This window comes from Ktedonobacter sp. SOSP1-52 (genome assembly GCF_016587395.1).
Genome location: NZ_BNJH01000006.1, coordinates 535889 through 554286, shown reverse-complemented (window position 1 = coordinate 554286; position 18398 = coordinate 535889). Strand labels below are relative to the sequence as shown.

Annotated in this window: 13 protein-coding genes; 9 read left to right on the top strand and 4 right to left on the bottom strand. The window is 54.6% G+C overall.

Annotated elements, in window-relative coordinates; translation table 11 throughout:
* Window positions 1-27: 27 nt before the first annotated feature.
* From JMJ16_RS47570 to JMJ16_RS47550, 5 genes are all read left to right on the top strand, one after another.
* A complete protein-coding gene (locus JMJ16_RS47570) occupies window positions 28-519 on the top strand; it encodes a hypothetical protein (RefSeq protein WP_201393063.1) in 492 nt (163 codons plus the stop codon).
* A 124-nt stretch (window positions 520-643) separates the two neighbouring features.
* Window positions 644-1225, top strand: coding sequence for a ferric reductase-like transmembrane domain-containing protein (locus JMJ16_RS47565; RefSeq protein ID WP_201393061.1), 582 nt, complete (start codon window positions 644-646; stop codon window positions 1223-1225).
* A 90-nt stretch (window positions 1226-1315) separates the two neighbouring features.
* Window positions 1316-2017 carry a response regulator transcription factor gene (locus tag JMJ16_RS47560; RefSeq protein ID WP_201375018.1) on the top strand — a complete coding sequence of 234 codons (702 nt, stop codon included), beginning with the start codon at window positions 1316-1318 and terminating at the stop codon, window positions 2015-2017.
* Window positions 2014-3438: a cell wall metabolism sensor histidine kinase WalK gene (locus tag JMJ16_RS47555; protein ID WP_201393059.1), complete on the top strand. Its 1425-nt coding sequence runs from the start codon at window positions 2014-2016 to the stop codon at window positions 3436-3438. Before JMJ16_RS47560 ends, JMJ16_RS47555 begins: the two co-directional genes overlap by 4 nt.
* A 216-nt stretch (window positions 3439-3654) precedes the next feature.
* On the top strand, window positions 3655-4224 hold the full coding sequence (locus JMJ16_RS47550) for an alpha/beta hydrolase (protein WP_201393057.1): 570 nt from the start codon (window positions 3655-3657) through the stop codon (window positions 4222-4224).
* Between the two features lie 13 nt (window positions 4225-4237).
* On the opposite strand, the gene JMJ16_RS47545 is transcribed toward JMJ16_RS47550, so the two are convergent.
* On the bottom strand, window positions 4238-4525 hold the full coding sequence (locus tag JMJ16_RS47545) for a DUF1330 domain-containing protein (RefSeq protein ID WP_201393055.1): 288 nt from the start codon (window positions 4523-4525) through the stop codon (window positions 4238-4240).
* Between the two features lie 338 nt (window positions 4526-4863).
* Between JMJ16_RS47545 and JMJ16_RS47540 the strand changes: the two genes are divergently transcribed.
* From JMJ16_RS47540 to JMJ16_RS47525, 4 genes are all read left to right on the top strand, one after another.
* On the top strand, window positions 4864-5133 hold the full coding sequence (locus JMJ16_RS47540) for a hypothetical protein (RefSeq protein ID WP_201393053.1): 270 nt from the start codon (window positions 4864-4866) through the stop codon (window positions 5131-5133).
* On the top strand, window positions 5130-5576 hold the full coding sequence (locus tag JMJ16_RS47535) for a hypothetical protein (protein ID WP_201393051.1): 447 nt from the start codon (window positions 5130-5132) through the stop codon (window positions 5574-5576). The genes JMJ16_RS47540 and JMJ16_RS47535 overlap by 4 nt, the downstream gene beginning before the upstream one ends.
* 95 nt (window positions 5577-5671) lie before the next feature.
* Window positions 5672-10540 carry an HAD-IC family P-type ATPase gene (locus JMJ16_RS47530; RefSeq protein ID WP_236602040.1) on the top strand — a complete coding sequence of 1623 codons (4869 nt, stop codon included), beginning with the start codon at window positions 5672-5674 and terminating at the stop codon, window positions 10538-10540.
* Window positions 10541-10732: 192 nt separating this feature from the next.
* Complete coding sequence (locus JMJ16_RS47525) at window positions 10733-11689, top strand: alkaline phosphatase family protein (protein WP_201393047.1); 957 nt, start codon at window positions 10733-10735, stop codon at window positions 11687-11689.
* Between the two features lie 73 nt (window positions 11690-11762).
* Here JMJ16_RS47525 and JMJ16_RS47520 read toward each other — a convergent pair whose 3' ends face one another.
* The 3 genes from JMJ16_RS47520 to JMJ16_RS47510 form a co-directional block, all read right to left on the bottom strand.
* Window positions 11763-12296 (bottom strand): SRPBCC family protein, encoded by a 534-nt coding sequence (locus JMJ16_RS47520; protein ID WP_201393045.1) that lies wholly within the window; start codon window positions 12294-12296, stop codon window positions 11763-11765.
* Between the two features lie 236 nt (window positions 12297-12532).
* Window positions 12533-14284, bottom strand: coding sequence for an ABC transporter substrate-binding protein (locus JMJ16_RS47515; protein WP_201393044.1), 1752 nt, complete (start codon window positions 14282-14284; stop codon window positions 12533-12535).
* Between the two features lie 558 nt (window positions 14285-14842).
* On the bottom strand, window positions 14843-18295 hold the full coding sequence (locus tag JMJ16_RS47510; protein ID WP_201393043.1) for a hypothetical protein: 3453 nt from the start codon (window positions 18293-18295) through the stop codon (window positions 14843-14845).
* Window positions 18296-18398 lie beyond the last annotated feature (103 nt).

Here is an 18398-nt window from a genome sequence, read left to right as displayed (position 1 = left end):
GGTGCAACCACACCAGGAGCAGAATTTATGGACTCTTCCAATCTCTACGAGAGGTATGGCGAGCGGTTCGCCTTCCCCCCGCCTGAGCAAGCCAGGCCGCGACAGGATATCCCTCCTTTCTTCGGCCAGGAAAACACACAACCACCAGCGCCACCCTATCCCTATGCCCAGCCTACCAGGCCATATGCGCCAGTTCAGCCTACCACGCTACGGCCACAGCCTGGTACAGCGAAGCCGACAGCTCGCCTTCCCAAAAGAGAGGTCCTGGCCCTGGCACGTCGCTGGAAGCGCGGGATCGTTATCGCGACACTCGCCTGCTTTGCCGCGCTCAGTGGCCTGGTGATGAGCCATAGTGTGGGGGATGCAGCACGTCAGGCGACGCCCGCCAATTCATCCAACCAGGTCACGCCAGGCCAGAATCAGTCCGATCCATCTCAGTCCTGGCCAGGTAATGGCGGTGACAATTTCGGCACCGACAATTCCAATCAGCCACCCGTCTCTGGCTCTCACGTCTCTTAAGTGCCTATTCGGAAACCTGAGCGCGCTTGCCGTGCCACCGCTCGCCCCGAATGGGGGAAGCACTAATCGCGAGAGCGACGTTGGTTTCCGCATAAGAAGTAGGTGGAGAGGTTGAATAACATCTATGTGGAATGCGCTAACCTGGAACGTCGCCCGCGCTGGTGGGCTGACCGCCTATGTCCTACTAACCTTCGCGGTCGCGGTCGGGCTCGCGCTCACCTTGCGCTGGCAATCTTCACGCTGGCCACGCCTCATCAACAGCGAATTGCACAATTTCCTGAGTTTGCTCGGGCTGGTCTTTACACTTGTACACGTGCTCGCTATCTGGATCGATCCCTTTACGCATTTTGCCTGGAGCGAGGTGCTCATTCCCTTTGCCAGCACCTATCGCACTTTCTGGATGACCCTGGGCATTCTCGCGCTCTACCTGGGACTCGCCATCGGCCTCAGCACCTGGCTGCGCCCGCGCATTGGCTATCAATGGTGGCGCCGCTTCCATATCCTGACCCTGCTCTTGTATGTCCTGGTCACACTCCATGGCGTGTTTATTGGCAGCGATAGCGATACCTGGTGGGCAACGGCGCTCTATATCGGCAGCATCCTCCTGGTGGGAACACTCCTCGTCCTGCGCCTCTTGAAGAGCGCTCAGGAGCCTGAACGCACCCTGCCCGCACCCGTCATGCAGAAAAATAAGCGTTTCTTTTAATTTAGATCTTTTCACCATTTTTCAAGCCGGGCTATTCCTGGTAGAATACGTTGAGAGAGTGGTTCTGTTAGAGAAAGAAGGTAGGCAACTATGCATATCCTGGTGGTAGAAGATGAAAAAAAACTTGCCCACCTCTTGCGCCGCGTCTTGCAAGAAGAGAGTCACACCGTTAATCTCGCGTATGATGGACTGAGCGGCCTTGAACTAGCCGAAAGCGGAACCTATGACGCGGTCATTCTTGATGTCATGCTGCCCGAACTCGACGGATTTGAGATTTGTCGCCGTATGCGCGCCGATAATGTCATGTCTCCCGTCCTGATGCTCACGGCACGCGGCTCGGTCGAGGATCGCGTGGCTGGCCTCAATGTGGGTGCGGATGACTATCTCCCCAAGCCCTTCGCGATGGAGGAATTGCTCGCACGCGTCAACGCCCTCTTGCGCCGCCGCGACCGTACCTTTGAGGTGGCGACCCAGTTGCGCGCCGATGACTTGATCCTCGACCTGGTGCGGCATGAGGCCCGGCGTGGGGAGCGCGTCATCGAGCTGACCGCGAAAGAGTTCGCCCTCCTTGAATATCTAATGCGCCATCCTGGACAGGCCCTTACACGCACCCAGATTACCGATGCCGTGTGGCGCTATGATCTGGAGGCGCTCTCTAACGTAGTCGATATATACATTCACTACCTGCGCGATAAGATCGATCAAGGCTTCACACGCCCACTCATTAAGACTGTGCGTGGCATCGGGTACAAGCTCGAAGCCTATCCTCCCCGCAAGGAGAAGGCTGTATGAAGAACGAACCATCACTCTTCTGGCGATTCCGCCGCTACCTGCACCGTCAATCCAGGGAACCTGGCGCGGCCCTCTTCTCTGGCCTGCGCCTGCGCTTAACCCTCTGGTATAGCAGCGTCCTGGCAATCGCGCTCATCTTCTTTGGTGTTACGCTCTATTTTGGCGTGCAACAACTCTTGCTCTCGCCTGTCAGTGATGACCTGATAAGCCGTGCCCAACATGGGGCACAGGAGTGGCTCACTATCTCGCCAGATCATCCCTGCTCAATGCCTTCTCTTCCTCTCTCTGGCTACGTTCCACATGATCCTATCTTGATCGCCTGCTTTGATCAAAGTGCCAATTTACTCCAGGAGGAGGATACGCCACAGCTGCCCACGGCCTTTCTCGATACCTCACTGGCCTTGAAGGCGATGCAAAATGGAAGCGCGAGCGGCATTATTGATACAGGCGGGCCTCTAGGGCAGGTCGACTGCTATGCGTTAGGTATTCCCGGCCCGGACGGGAAAAGCTACCTGGGCGCTATTGTCGTAGGAAAATCCGTGCAGCCGCAGGAGACGGCCCTCTCCATCATCCTGACACTGTTATTCGCGGTAGGTGGAGTGACGATGCTTGGCGCGGTTATCGGTGGGCTCTTTCTCTCGCACCGGGCGCTGGTCCCCGCCCGCCTGGCCTGGAATAATCAGCAACGCTTTATTGCCGACGCTTCGCACGAGTTGCGGACGCCTCTGACGCTGCTACGCGCCGATGCCGAAGTCCTGCTCCGTTCTCGCAAAGGCATGGACCCTGAAGATGCCGAGCTGCTAGAAGATATCGTGACCGAAGCCAGCCATATGACGACGCTGGCCAATAATATGCTGACCCTGGCACGCCTGGACGCAGGCTCCCAGCACCGCGAGCACGAGGTTGTCTCCCTCGACACCATTGTCCAGGCTGGTCTACGCCGTGTCACGGCCTTCGCCGATCAGAAGGGTATTACCCTCCAGGCCGAAGTCAGAGACGACCTGCGCGTTATTGGAGATCCCCTGCTGCTCGAACAGGCCCTCCTGGTGCTACTCGATAACGCCATCAAATACAATCATGCTGGTGGCAGTGTAACCATACATACCTCGCTCGTCGACCAGCAGGCCCAGATCGCGATAAGCGATAACGGCATTGGTATTCCGGCAGAGCACCTACCCAACCTGGGCGAGCGTTTCTATCGCGTAGATAAAGCCCGCTCACGTGCCGCGGGCGGCACGGGCCTGGGCCTCTCCATCGCCCGCAGCATCGCGACCTCTCACGACGGCTCGCTGCGCCTGGAAAGTACCCCTCATGAGGGAACACGCGCCCTGCTCACACTACCTGCCGCCTCCAGTACACTCGGACAAGCCGATAGCGAAATTGAAATCTTACCACCACCCATACAAAGCCAGGCAAAATAATCTTCGATCATGCTCTCAGCATGAAGCGTTCTCTTCTCGTCTTATTCAAACGTGACAAGGGAAAGGAGGTTAAACACAGTGAGAGACACACAACAGACACAAGCAAGTCACAACTGGGGACGGCTACATGCACAACCGGGCAGACACATATATAGCATCAGCTCACCAGGAATCCATTCTCTGGACATAGAGAAAACGGGAGACTGTCTCCTGTATGTGCCCCGTACATATATGCCGGATTATCCAGCACCACTCGTCGTCATGCTCCATGGAGCGGGCGGTAACGCGACAGGAGGACTCTTACCTTTTCAGTCGCACGCCGAGGAATCTGGTTTGCTCCTGCTCGCGCCTTCCTCCCACTCACAAAGCTGGGACATCATTACAGACGGGCACTATGGCCCCGATGTTGCACTCATCGATAAGGCACTGGAACAGATATTCAGCCGCTATATAATTGATCCAGAGCGTATAGCAGTCGAAGGTTTCTCTGATGGTGCTTCCTACGCGCTCTCGCTTGGGCTCATAAATGGCGATATGTTCAAACATATCATCGCCTTTTCTCCCGGCTTTATGAAGCCAACGGAATATCAGGGTTTACCTCGCGTCTATATCTCCCATGGGCAACGTGATCCTGTGCTCCCCATTGATTATTGTAGCCGGCGCATTGTCAATCAATTGCGACAGACTAAGTACGCCGTTGAATATCATGAATTTCCAGGCGGGCATCATGTGCCAGAGAACATTGCGCGCGAAGCATTAAGCTGGTTTCTGCTCTCTGGCTCCTGATGCCTAACTCGTTTTATATTCCCTGAAGCAAGACCGCCCGCGCGCTAGACGCCTTGAAGCGAATACCCCTGGCCTCGCTATATTCGGGCGAGTAGTACCAGCGCTTAAACTGGTCCGCGTCCTCAAACTCTAGTATAACCAGGCGCTTCGGTCGCCAATCGCCCTCAATGGTCTCTGTCGCGCCTCCACGCGCCAGGAACTTCCCACCATAGCGCTCCAGCGTGGGCCCCACCAGTTTGCGGTACTCCTCATACATCTGAGGATCGTTCACTTCTATATCCACAATGAAATATGCGGCCATAACTCTTTCCTTTCATTTCTATCTCAAGTAGGGGCAGAGCAAGCTCTATCCCCTACCCCAAACGCTTCTTAGTCCATGCAAGCATGGGCCCTACATTATATGAGATGTGGTGGAAAAATGCAGCAGGCATTTTTCCACCACATCTCATACCCCGATTGAGGCTTGGCGTGGCAAACAGTTCTACATAATTACAGAAGACTTAGTATCTTTGGGCTTTCGTCATACGTGTATTCTATATTATATTTTATTTCTCCTTGCTTACTTATCCATTAGGATATGTCTACTCCCCGATGAGGGGTATGGATTTGTTGCTATATGCAGCGAAAGGTGGCACAAAAATGGAGCTCGAAGACTATCTAGAACCTGAGGTAGCCGTAACCGCTGTCGTCGCCGCGACCGTTTTTTCGCCGCGCGCACGCAAACTTGTACGCCAGGGTGCCGTCTATGGCACAGCCGGTGTCCTGGCAGCAGGCGAAGCAGTCAACTCATTCTTCAAGGGATTTGGACATGGCCTGAAAGAGGCCGATCAAGATGAAGTATCAACAAATGGAGCACATCCTTCTCCAGAGATGCAACCTCCTGGGGTTGCGGGAGGTCAGGAACGATGAAGCCAGAACATCAACAGCAGCCAGGTTCAGACCGCTCTGAGAGCGATGAGGGTCCGGCTGAACACTTAGGGCATCAACTTGGTTACGCCTTTGGCCGTTTTAATCATGCTATGCATCACCTGGGAAGCAGGCAGCATCCAGAAAGAGCGCAACATACCCCAGAAGGCATGGAGCAGTCTCAACAGGCCGAACAGGCCACGGCTAGTAGCAGCAACCCTCATATGAGTAGAGCCGAGGAGATAGTGGATGATGTAGGGCATCGCCTGAATACGACCCTCTCGCGTACCAGCGCGCAATTCCAGAAAGCGAGCTCGCGCATACGCGAAGAGGCGGAAGATATTCTAGCTGAAGCACATCACGTCCGCACTCCACATACAGAAGGGGCACCGCAAGCTTCAGCCCCACCTAAACACAGACCTCATAAGGCACGTGAGAGCAGGTAGTCATGACACCGGGAGTGTGATGGACAATATATCCATCGCACTCCCGGTACAGGCCGGTGTCTGTCACTTCTAGGAAGCACCTGAGAAGAAATATTATGAGCATAGCCACTGCTGAAGAGCTACACATTGTTCACGCCCTACCTGGACGTATACGCCTTAATATCCCCTGGTGGAATGGGCGCAATCGTTTTGCGTTAGAAGAGCGGATACGCCAGTTACCCGGCATCCAGAAGGTACAGGCAAACGAGTTCACTCACAATGTGCTCATAGGTTATGATTCTCAAAAAACCGACCAGCAAGCTATTCTCACCACATTAGAGACGCTTGACCCCTCCTCTCTTGAGACAAAACAGGAGCAAAAAACTACTCACACTCTTTCCCCTATCCATCAGGAGAAAAATGCTAACCTGGTACGAGCCTCTATTCCTGTACGTGGCCTGGAACGCGATCCAACCGTAGCCCAACGGGTGGTCATGGCCCTTGAGAAACGCCAGAATGTCCATGCTCATATACGCTGGTCTACCGGGCATGTACTTGTCGAGTTTACAGAACACGAACAAGAGCTGGATGATCTTGTCTCTATGGTGGCTGGAGTCGACCTCCCTGACCTGCCGGGGGAGGACCAGCCAACCCACCCCCTCGATCCAAGGCCACTCGTGCAAGGTAGCATACGCACCCTGGGAGCCACACTGGGCTTGGGTTTTCTTTCTATACGCCGCCTCCTTGGTATGACCGAGCCACTCCCTGGCGCAACAGAAGCCATTCAGATCGCGAGCATCATTGGCATCCTTCAGGGTATTCCTCCACTTCGACATGGCCTGCGCCGACTGGTGGGGAAAGCCGCAAGCGATCTGCTGTTTAATATCCCTGGAATTATTACGCTCACACTGGGTGGCAGCGTGCTGGGCCTGCTCACCATCGGCAGCGAATCACTCCGTCTGCTGACCGAGGTGCGAGCACGCCGCGCCTCCTGGCAGCGTTACGAGGAACAGGAAGCCAATGAACCTCATCTGCGCCCCGGAACTGTTCTACACCTGGAAAGTGGGAGGAAAGTTCCCATGGGCGCCCGCGTCCTGGAGGGTGCTGGCACAGGCATCACCCGCGAAGGAGTACCTGTGGCGGTTACGCCAGGCCTGGAACTTCCCGCTGGCTACCAACTCTACGGTGGGCCATTTACCGTTCAGCTACAAACGCAGCCTTCTTTCACGGGTTTCACTACCACACCGCGCCCAGCCCCAGTCGCGCCCACCCTCTATGATCGCTATATCCAGCTCCTCAGCCCACTCTCGCTGCTCTACGCCGCTGGCACCGCCCTGTTAACACGCTCATTCACCCAGACCCTCGCCTCGCTGATCCTTGTGAATCCCCGACCAGCCATGGTCGGCGCCGAAAGCTCGGACCTGGGGGCTTCGATGTACGCGCTCAAGGCAGGGGCCATCGTCGTTGGCACGCGTAAGGATCGTGTGATTCGCCAACCCCAGGTCGTACTTCTCGATGGCACACGACTCCTCCTGGAGGGTCTAGAAATGGTCGATGCCCTCTCGTTATCGCCACAGATCGAGACAAACGAGCTGCTAGAACTGGCCACAAATATTTCGACGGCCGCTGGTTCCCCCTGGGGACCCATCTTTAAGACGCGTGGTCCTCTCCATATTTCGCTGGCTCATTTTGACGGTAAAAGCATTCGTGCCATCACCGAGGAGGAACATTATATCCTCGGTCCCCTGGAAGACGCTGACTCGTCTCTCTCGCCATCCTTTCTCCAACGCCATCGCGACTGCCTGCTCCTTTCACTACGTCGCGCCAACTCGCCACAAGCCCCCGAAGAGATCCTTGGTGTACTGGCCATACGCCCACGCCTCGCTCCTGATGTTCCTCGCCTGGTACAAACATGTCAAAGACTGGGCATAGAATTGCACATTCTTACCAGCGAAAACCAGGAGGGGACCCAGGCCCTGGCACGACGTGCTGGAATCTCGCTACTACAAAGCGACGATGCGTCTACTCTCATCCAAGAGAAACAAAAGGCGGGGAAGCGTGTCGCTTATGTTTCAGATCACGTGGGCGCGGCGGCGGCCTTCGCGGCCTGTGACCTGGCCATTGGTTTGCTCAATGGCGAGAAACGACTGCCGGCGCGGGCGGACCTCCTCGCGCCTGACCTCTTTGCCCTGACGGCTATTATCATCGCAGGTAAGAAGCGTGAGAGCGCTACGCGTGATTCAGTCCTGCTCTCGCTTCTTTCGAATATCGCGGGCCTGATCTGGGGTTGGCGTGGTGCACCCGGAATAGCTCTGGCCTCGCGCGTCCTCTACCTGGCTGCGCTGGGCGCTCTAGCCGATAGCTGGCTACACCTGCGTGGTCAGAGGCGTCCTGCCTCCTCGCTCTCTCAATTGGCTGATCCCCATCCCGAGCGCTGGGGCCAGATGAGCAGCGAGCGCGTATTGCAGAACTTGCATAGCCGTATCATGGGACTTTCAAGCCAGGAGTCAAGACAACGCCTGCATCATGCACAGCCTCACACTCAACGAAACCGTATGCTCCTGGCTTTGCTTGAGCAACTACGCTCCCCGCTCAATACTATTCTCGCCGGTGGCGCGATACTCTCGCTTATCTTTGGTGCCAGTGCCGATGTCGGCATTATCGCTACAACCATTCTTATCAACATGGCTGTGAGCGCCTGGCAGGAGCAGAAGGCCAATAAAATAGCCAAGACGTTGCAACGCCTGGGCAGCACCACCGCTCATGTCCTACGCGACAACCACATCATTTGTGTCTCTGCTAACGATGTCGTACCCGGAGATATCCTCTTCCTTTCACCAGGAGAACGTGTCGCGGCGGATGCTCGCCTGATCGAGACCCAGGGGCTGGAGGTTGACGAAGCCTCCCTTACAGGCGAATCGCTTCCCGTTGCAAAAGACCCGTCCGAGGGAAGCGATAACACGCATATCGTGCTGGCGGGTAGCGACGTGACGACAGGCACGGGCAAAGCCGTCGTGGTCGCGGTCGGCAACCAGACACGCATCGGAGCTACAGCCGCCGCTCTGGAAACCGCCGAGACAGAACAGAGTCCGCTCGGCTCCAGGCTAGCACGTATGCTGCGTGTCCTGATCCCCGTTTCTCTCCTGGGCGGTGGTGTTGTCATTGTCACCGGCCTCCTTCAGGGACGCGCACTGGATACCCTGCTAGCAACAGGGGCATCAATTGCCTTGGCCAGCGTTCCCGAAGGGTTACCGCTGCTCACGAAAGTTGGAGAGGCGGGAGTAGCGCGCCGCCTGGCGACTCATAACGCACTTGTACGCCGTCTCTCGGCGGTTGAGGCGCTGGGTCGTGTCGATGTGGCCTGCACAGATAAGACTGGAACCTTGACCCGAGGCCATCTGGAACTAAGCCTCGTCGCCGACGCCGAAAGAGAGGCGCACCTTCCGGCTCGACTAACCAAATCCCTACATCACGTGCTTGTAACGGCAGCTCTGGCCAGTCCGCATCCAAACGCGCCTGAGGCCAGCGCGCATCCAACTGATGATGCGATTATCCAGGGCGCAATCCACCTGGGCCTGGCTGAAGAGATCTGCGTCCCCCACGAGGACGAGGTCGCCTTCGATCCCACACGCGCTTTTCACGCGACCCTGGCCTCTCACAGGCTAAATCTCAAAGGAGCGCCCGAGGTGCTTCTCGCTCGCTGTAACTGGCTCTATCTGAAGGGGAAGAAGCGTGCCTTAGATGAGACCCAACGCAACGCACTTCTGGACAGAGCGCAAGAGCTGGCCCGGCGTGGCCTGCGCATTCTCATGGTCGCCGAGGGAGCAACAACAACAAACATTGATGACCCACAGGATCTCACCTTCCTGGGCTTTATTGCCATCAGCGATCCTCTACGCTCGACCGTACGCACCGCTGTCGAACGCTGCCAGGAGGCGGGCGTACGTGTCATGATGATCACAGGCGACCACCCGGAGACCGCCCGCGCCATCGCCAGGGAGGCTGGCCTCCTGGACGGCCCGGAACTCCTCATAGGAGCAGACATTACCAACCTGGACGAGGAAGAACTGGCCACGCGCCTCGAACATACCTCCATCATCGCCAGGGCCACCCCTTTACACAAACTACGCATCGTCGAATGCTTGCGTGCCAGGGGTCATACCGTGGCCATGACCGGCGATGGCGTAAATGATGCTCCGGCTCTGCGCTTCGCCGATATTGGTATCGCTATGGGACATACAGGAACTGAGGTCGCACGCCAGACAGCCGATGTCGTCATTATGAACGATGAAATCTCTACACTCGTCGAGTCCTTAATCGAGGGGCGCAGCTTCTGGCGCAATATTCGGCGTTCGCTTGGTCTCTTGCTGGGTGGAAATCTGGGCGAGCTGGCGCTGATGGTAGGTACCAGCTTACTTGGGTTAGAACTACCACTCACACCCCGGCAGATCCTCGCCATGAACGCCATTACCGATATATTGCCCGCACTGGCCGTCACACTCCAAAAACCAGAGCACCGCCACCTGGCAACCCTTAAACGTGAGGGTACCGCCGCGCTTGATCGACCTCTGCGCAACGATATTCTTCGGCGCGCGCTTATCAGCGCCTTGCCCGCGCTGGGCGCGTACCTGTTGACCCTGCCCTCGGGTCTCGCTCATGCTCGCACCATTGCCTTCGCTAGTATCGTCGCTACCCAGCTTGCCCAGACCCTCGACATCGGGCGTGCCGAAGGCACTCTGACTCGTCCTGTCCTGACCGCTGTCGTCGGCTCAAGCGCTGTGCTTATCGCTGCTCTAACGCTCCCCTTACTGCGTGACCTGCTCCAGTTTGTCACGCCCACTCCCACCGGCTGGGCTATCCTGGGTGCCAGCGCGCTCCTCGCCTTCGCGCTAAATCGCCTCTTTGAGCTTCTGCGCAACGACCAGGCGAAGCTTCCCGCTGGCATACCACACATTGGCATGCAGCAAAACGTGGCGCTGGCCTGAAAAAACGCTATACTGGTACTGTTCGCCAACCACCAAATGCCCCACATAATTTTGAGGTTGTAGCAGAGCACGTCATAAATCACCAAATATCCGTTTATTTTTCCATAAGCTCCTTTGAGAGAGGCAGACCTGCCAGCTCACCAGCTCTCAATGTATTTCACCATATCCATCTTATTTCGTAGGAGGTTCTTTATGCAGACGCGCCACGAGTCGCGCTTTTCTCTCTACCGTGCTCTTAGCTCACCCCTCTGGCGCTATACGGCTGTATTTCTGCTACTGCTGCTCAGCATCGCCACCGGCTTCCTCATCTACTCAAGCGCCTACGCGCAACACACTACACAACCTATCTCTCGCCGTGTAGTACACCAGCGCTCTGGAGCCAATCTCCCCATGCCTGATCACGTCGTGGTCGTTGTTGAGGAGAACCATAGCTACTCTCAGGTCATTGGTAATGAGGACGCGCCTTATATCAATGCCCTGGCCGCACGTGGCGCCTCCCTCACCAATATGCATGGCATCACGCATCCCAGCCAGCCAAACTACCTGGCGCTCTTCGCAGGCTCGACCTTCAATCTCTCCAGCGATGACTGCCCTCAGAGCTTCCAGAGCGCGAACCTGGGCCAGGAACTACTACAGGCGGGATACAGCTTCAGCGGCTACTCCGAGGATATGCCCCATACTGGCTTTAGCGATTGCTACGCTCCCTGGTGGTTCTTCCAGATGTACGCGCGCAAGCATAATCCCTGGAGCGACTTTGGCAATGTGCCTGCCAGCGCCAACCAGCCTTTCTCCAGCTTTCCCAGCGATTACAATTCGCTGCCAACCGTCTCCTTCGTGGTCCCCAATCAGAACAACGATATGCATTCCGCTTCAGTCGAGCAGGCCGACAGCTGGCTGAAGCAACACCTCGATAGCTATGTCCAGTGGGCGCAAAAGCATAATAGCCTGCTGATCGTCACCTGGGATGAGGATAATGATACCTCGGTCAATCAGATTCCAACCCTCTTCGTTGGCCCCATGGTCAAGGCTGGACACTATGGCGAGAATCTTAACCACTATAATACCCTGCGCACGCTCGAAGACATGTATGGCCTGCCCTATGCCAACAATAGCGCGCACACCCAACCCATCAGCGATACCTGGCGCTAGCCTTGTGTGAGATACAAAAAGCACCGCCCCGCTGTTTATGACAGGGGCGGTGCTTTTTGGGTATAAGACTACCTTACATTGTTCTGTTCTGGCGCTGAGTTGTGCTACCTTTTGCTGCGGCGCTGTCACCATGGAAAAGGTAATTGGAAGAGTTGGGATCCAGGGCGCCCGCAGGGGCATCTTGCACCATCCGCGCGAAATGATCCAGGTCATGCTGGAGGGCATTATCAAAGCGACTACCCACGCCCAGTTTCTCGCCAGCATCGCCAAGGGGACCGGCAGGCGGATTATAGTTCAGGAAGACATCGACCCTGGTCTGGTTACTGCCAGTTGGCTCAAACGTCACCTTGCCAAAGTTCTCCAGGCCATTGGTCGAGCGCCAGCCAATCTGCTGATTCTCAATCCAGTTCTCATTGGTAGCATCCCACTCGTGGCGCCCGGCGACATCCGCCACCCAGTGACTATTCTGGTTGTCGTAGTAGGTGACTTCTTTCACAAAGCTCATAAACTTCGGGAAGTCGTTAAAGTGAGAGAACAAGGCATACACCTGGTTCACAGGCGCATTTACAACTACAGAAGCATGATGTTCCGCATAGTTCTTAGCCATTTACTTACTCCTTTGACTATAACGAAAGTAAGATTCTTGATCGCCACCCTCCAGCGCCTCCCTTTTCCCCTCCATCAAATTCGGGTGGTTTTTCCTTCCGTACACTACACTGATTTGCTCCGCACTTTGTTACATTGTTTAACCCACCTTTCAGAAAACTGTCAATTAATACATACAATGAGGCGGCCAGGCATTGCCTGGCCGCCTCATTGTATGTATTATAATTCTACGCGCGCTTACTCGTATTTGCTGGTGCTCGCACAGGTCGAGTCGCCTGTCTTGTAGATGTTGGCCCAGTCAGCCGGAGGGGTGATCTGCTGCGCGTTATCTACAACGCCATGGACACACGACTTGAGCGCGTAGGTCGCGGTGCGCTGGTCGATGGGTACCCAGGCGGCATCGTCAATCATCTGCTGCTCAACTTTGTTGTACTGTGAGATGCGCTCAGCAGTATTCTGGTTGGCATCAGCCTTAAGCATAAGATCCTGGATCTGCTGCTGTGTGTTAACATCCTTCGACTGTCCCATGCCGTAGTTGGTCTGGTTATAGCTCGAACCCTTACCAAACAGGAGCGTGGTCCAGTCCTCGGGATCGGGATAGTCCGCGATCCAGTCGATGACCCACATCTGCAGGGATTTGGTATTGCCCGTCGAGTTCGCGGTATCGTCCAGCAGTTTGTTCCATTCCTCGTCGTTAATGATCACATTCACGCCGAGATTGTCTTTCCACTGCTGCTGCAAGAACTGGTACTCGTTCTTGGTCGCCTGGTCGCCACGGGTGGCTACGGTGAGGGTGATCTGGGGGAAGTTCGCGCTGGTATAGCCCTCTTCCTGCATACCCTCCTGCAACAATTTCTTCGCCTGGGTCACATCACCCTTGGTCTCCTTGACGCCTGCAGGCCCCACCAGGTTCGCATTGTAACCAGGCATGCCGCTGGGGATGATATGGTTGGAGGCTATACGTGCGCCCTTCCAGATGCGCTGAGCGATCAGGTCTTTATCAATCGAGAGCGCAAACGCCTGGCGAATCTTCACGTTGTTGAAGGGCTTCACCAGGTAGTTCATAGTAAAGTAGTCGATGGTCAGCTCAGGAACCTGGCGGAACTGATTGTTGGCAAAGCCACGCGCCTCATCCAGATTGCTGGTTGGTACGGTCGCGTAGTCGACCTGATTGGCCTTGTAGGCTTTGTAGGTCGTCTGGGGATCTTTGTAGAAGGGGAAGACCAGTTTCTTCAACTGTGGCTTGGCACCCCAATAGTTCGCATTGGGTACGAAGCTAATATACTGACCCGAGAGGCGCTGGTCCAGCCTGAAGGGACCGGAGCAACCGCCCTCGCTCAGGTGCTTAAAGTAGTCGGTGTCGCCATACTTCTGCACCATGCTCTTCTCTACCACATAGGAGGTAGGATAGGTCAGGGCGTCCAGGAAATACTGCGCTTTCTGCGTGGTCACAATCTTGACGGTCGTGGCATCGGGCGCGAAGAGGCTATCATTGATCAAGGTTGGAACCTTGCCCGTGTTACGCTTATCCGAATCTTTGATCAGCGCCAGGTAGGCAGGGGCAACCGTTGATTTGAGTTCTGGCTTGAGCGCACGATCAATGCTAAAGACCACATCGTCTGAAGTCAGAGGCTTACCATCACTGAACTTCAGACCGGGACGCAACTTAAAGGTCCAGGTCAGGCCATCCTTGGAGGTAGCCCAGGACTGCGCTAGCTCTCCATACACCTCAAGCTTATCGTTGAGCTGTACCAGGCCGGTAAACATCGTTTCGAGTGAATTGACCGAGGCTGAGTCGGTAGACAGGGCGGGATCAAGTGTTGCCACATCAGAGATACCGCTAAGGGGCTGCACATAAATTTGCTTATTATCAGGCAATTTACTACCTGTGCTACTTCCTGAATTGCTGCCACACGCCGAAATCAGCATGGAAAGCAAACAGAGAAGAGCAGGCAGAAAAGTTATGGCAATGCGTCTGCCACGTTTCATGCAAATACTCCTTACTTCCTATCGAAAACCTGAGCGCGCGTGTCCCCAAATGGGGGAAGCGCTAGACACGAGAGTAACGCTGCGCCCCCGAATGGGGATTGGTTTTCGTATAAGAATTTACTCTAAACTTGAACAGCGGGGTGTTCCAATACAATGTAGGCTCGAAAAATGCGTGAGGATAGCGATCATTCGTGTTTAGGTCTTTTCCTCTTGCTTAAAAACAACAGGGGCGAAACTAAGTATGCTTCAGCAATCGCCCGGCAGGCTAAATGTTTAGCCTTTTCATGAAGCGGTAATTCTATCTTATGTGTATACTACGTATACATGTCTTAATAATCTCACACAATTTCGCAAAATTTCAAAAAAGATTTATTTTGCTAGTACCATGTCTATCAAAAAATAAAACATGAGTCGCTATTAATAGTCTCGCATTCACAAATTAAGATGCAATAAAACCGGGGTGAGTGAAAACATATAGCTTATGTTTTCACTCACCCCGGTTTTATCTGGACTGATTAATTGTATAGGCCATGTATGGCCGAGCAGCCCTTGTAGAGGCTAGCGTGTCGCGACACTAAAGACATGAATGCGGCCACCGCCCGTCGTCGCCGTTGGGAGCGTTACACTCAATACGGTCTTTTTCGGATTAATTGGAATGTCAGTGTAGAACACATAAGTGTTTACACTCTGCTTTCCATTGGGACCATTGCGATAGGTCGTCTTTGACACCGTCAGGTTACCAAAGGATGGTGCCACCCGACCAGCATTCAATGTCCAGTCGCTGAAGCCCAGCGTCCCTGTGTCTGTTGTACCATCGGTATAGGTAATTGTCACAGTCCCACTGGTCGCGCCATTGGTCGAGGAGCCCAGGAAGGTCAGGTAGTTTGACCCGAAGCTGCCGTTGACCGGGATGGTCTGTCCATTGGCAACGTAGTTGTTTACCGCCCCTGCGGGAACCGCAGGCCAGATGAAGCTTGCCCCATTGGCGAAGACAGAGCCACCCTGCTTAATACCATTCCCCTGGAGCGCCTGGGCCGAGTAGCTATATCCGCCACCATCGTAGTTACCAGCGCGGGTATTGTTATCGTTGCTGGTGCCTACCATAGAGTAGGGATTTGTGGCATAAGGCGCGTTTGCCTTGGTTGCGACAGCAAAGACATGGGTTTGACCACCTTTGACACTGCTTGGCAGCGTCACGCTTGCGATGGTTTTGCCTGCCTGCAAACCAACCTCGGTGTAAAACACATAGACGCTAACATTTTCTTTCCCAGTGGGCGTATTACGATAGGGAGCTGAAGTCACCACCAGGTTGTTGAATGAGGGCGCAGCTGCATTCGCGCCCAGCGTCCAATCACTAAAGCCCAGGATAAAGGTTTGGGTTGTAGTATCGGTATAAGTAATCGTGGCCTGCCCACTTGAAGGTCCATTTGTCGCGGCCCCCAGGAAGGCCAGCGTGCTCGCGTTATCCACAGGTGTGATAGCTAACTTCTGTCCCTGGGCAATATAGTTATTCTGCGTTCCAGGATCCGAAGCCGGCCAGACAAAGGTTGTCCCGTACGCCGTCAGCGAACTTCCCGGCACAAGACCAGCGGACTGCATCGCCTGAGCAGAATAACTTCTCAAGCCATCAAAGCTACCAGATTTTGGCTGCCCATCATCGCTGGTGCCAACATTGTTATAAGGAACGTTTGGCGAGACTGGAGTCGAGACAGTCCCAACCTTCGTTGCAATAGAGAAGACGTGCAACTGTCCACCAACAACGGTTGAAGGCAACGTCACGCTCTGCACCGTTTTGCCATCCTGAAGAGCCACGTCCGCGTAGAAGACATATGTGTTTACTCCCTCCAGACCATTGGGCGTATTGCGATATGCCATGATCGCCTTTTTGCCATTGCCAAAGGAGACCGGGCTCTTACCACCACCAAGCGTCCAATCGCTAAAGCCAAGCGTGAAGCCCTGAGAAGTGCCATCCGTATAGTGAACGACAGCTCTACCAGATGTGGGTCCGTTGGCGGAGGCACCCAGGAAACCCAGCACATTCGCGTTCGCGATGGGAGCTACTGGCACTGTCTGTCCCTGCGCCAGGTAATCATCCGGCGTTCCCGCGACCGCGTTCGGCCAGGTGAAAACCATATTGTTAAAGAAGACATTATCACCGGTGACGAGCCCACTATTTTGCAAAGCCTGCAAGGAGTAGCTGCGCTTCCCTCCATCGAAGTTACCCACGCCAGGATTCGTATCATCGGTAATACCTACATTGTTAAATGTTGTCTGTGGGTTTGGAGTTGGTGTCGGCGTTGATGTCGACGTGCCACTCGGAGTTGGTGTCGGCGTATTGGCTGATTTTAAGCCATAGATGAGCAGGCTACTCTTCGTACCTACAAAGACCTCGCCGTTGGCCACAGCGGGTACAGTAAATTTCGCGAAAATGCTTTGACCAAAGCTATCACTATAGAGTTCATTCCCCAGGTTTGTCGCGTCATAGGCACGTAGGAGGCCATTGGGGTCAAGAGCCCAAACAATCGCTGTCGAAACGTCCGTGCCATTGCTGGACGTGACCGAGCCACCACCAGTAAAAGCAAAGCTCTCAGGCGTCTTTGAACTATAGCTTGTCGAGAGCAGGCCAGTCGCTGGATTGAAGGAGAAGGCCTTAATGCTATCGCTCGCACCAGTAAAATAGACGTTGTTGTTCCAATAGGTCGGCGTACTGTAGACGCCTCCTACCAGGTGCGGCGGCAGTTCCTGCTTTACCTGGTCGATATTGGTCGCGCTAACGTTGTTACAATCCAGGGTACCCGACACAGGTGTGTATTTACCCATGTTATTGTTGTCTACAACGTAGATCCGGCCCTCTTTCCCTACACCAATATGTTCATTAGTGCCAGGAATCTGTAAAGGGCCCCCCGAACCTAGATCGGCGTCCGCGTTCTGTAAACACTTCTGGTTGAAGGGGGCAAAATAGTCTTCCTGTTGCAACTGAGGCGAGAGTTTGACGAAGGAATCTGCATTATTCTTGCCACCGGTATTAATATCGAAGTCGCCATTGCCCGAAATAGTATAGATGTTACCAGTACTATCAGAGGCCAGGGCATTGCCCGCACCCCAGATGCCACCACCAGAGCCATTTGGCGTATTATTGTAAATGGCCGTTTGCTGTAAACTAGTGCTGTAGGACATAATCCAGCCGTGGTAAGGCTGATTATCACAAAACGAGGCAAAGGCAATATAGATCTGCCCATTTGCTAGCAAAAGCGCCGAGCGATTCCGCTCGCGGTCCGCGCGGAAGGCTACCTGCCCGCCAGTGCTGCCTGCGCCCGTTCCTGCTACCGAGCCTTGAATGGGGAGGCTAGGTGCTATCTTATCCTGTCCCGTGCTGATGTCCAGGGCATGCAAGCGATAGATGGGAACACCGTTCTCCTTAGTGTAGGACATCACATACATGATGTTGTTCGTGCTATCAATCACCGGCGTCCCAGTAATGCCAATCTCGGGCACCATATCGTTACAGGCCACATCGCTCGATGGCACAGAGGTCACACCAGACTTCAGAAAGCTGGTGTACCACAGCGGCTGCGTAGGCGTGGTCTGATCCGCATCGAAGGCATACACACCATCGTGCTCTGTCTCAACGAAGACCACGTTGTGCGTCGCGCCTCCAATTGTCAGGTTGGGAACGAAGAGCGGTTGCGCATAGACTTGGCCATCTACTGGATAGCTTACACGCCTGCCAAACTGAGAGGCATTAACATTGCTCTTGTTAAGGGTCGTTTCATTTGCATAAGCACCAGTGCGATTATTGTCACCCTTATAGGTCAAAATAGCACTATCTGCTGCTGCATGGGCCTTCAAGTTAGGCAAAATCTCATCGAGAGTCAGAAACGTTCCTCCCACAATACACACGAGGAGCACCAGGCTTATAATGAGGAACGTTGAATACCTCTTTCTCCCCGGATGAATGGATAGGTGCGCATATAAGGATGCGCGGCGGGGAGGTTGGGGGCTGGACATCATCCATGTTCTCCTTACGTAGCATACATACAAATGTGGTTATTTATTGCGGCAAAACAAGCAAAAAAGATGGCATATAGAAAGATAGTTTCCCCTATCCCTTCGC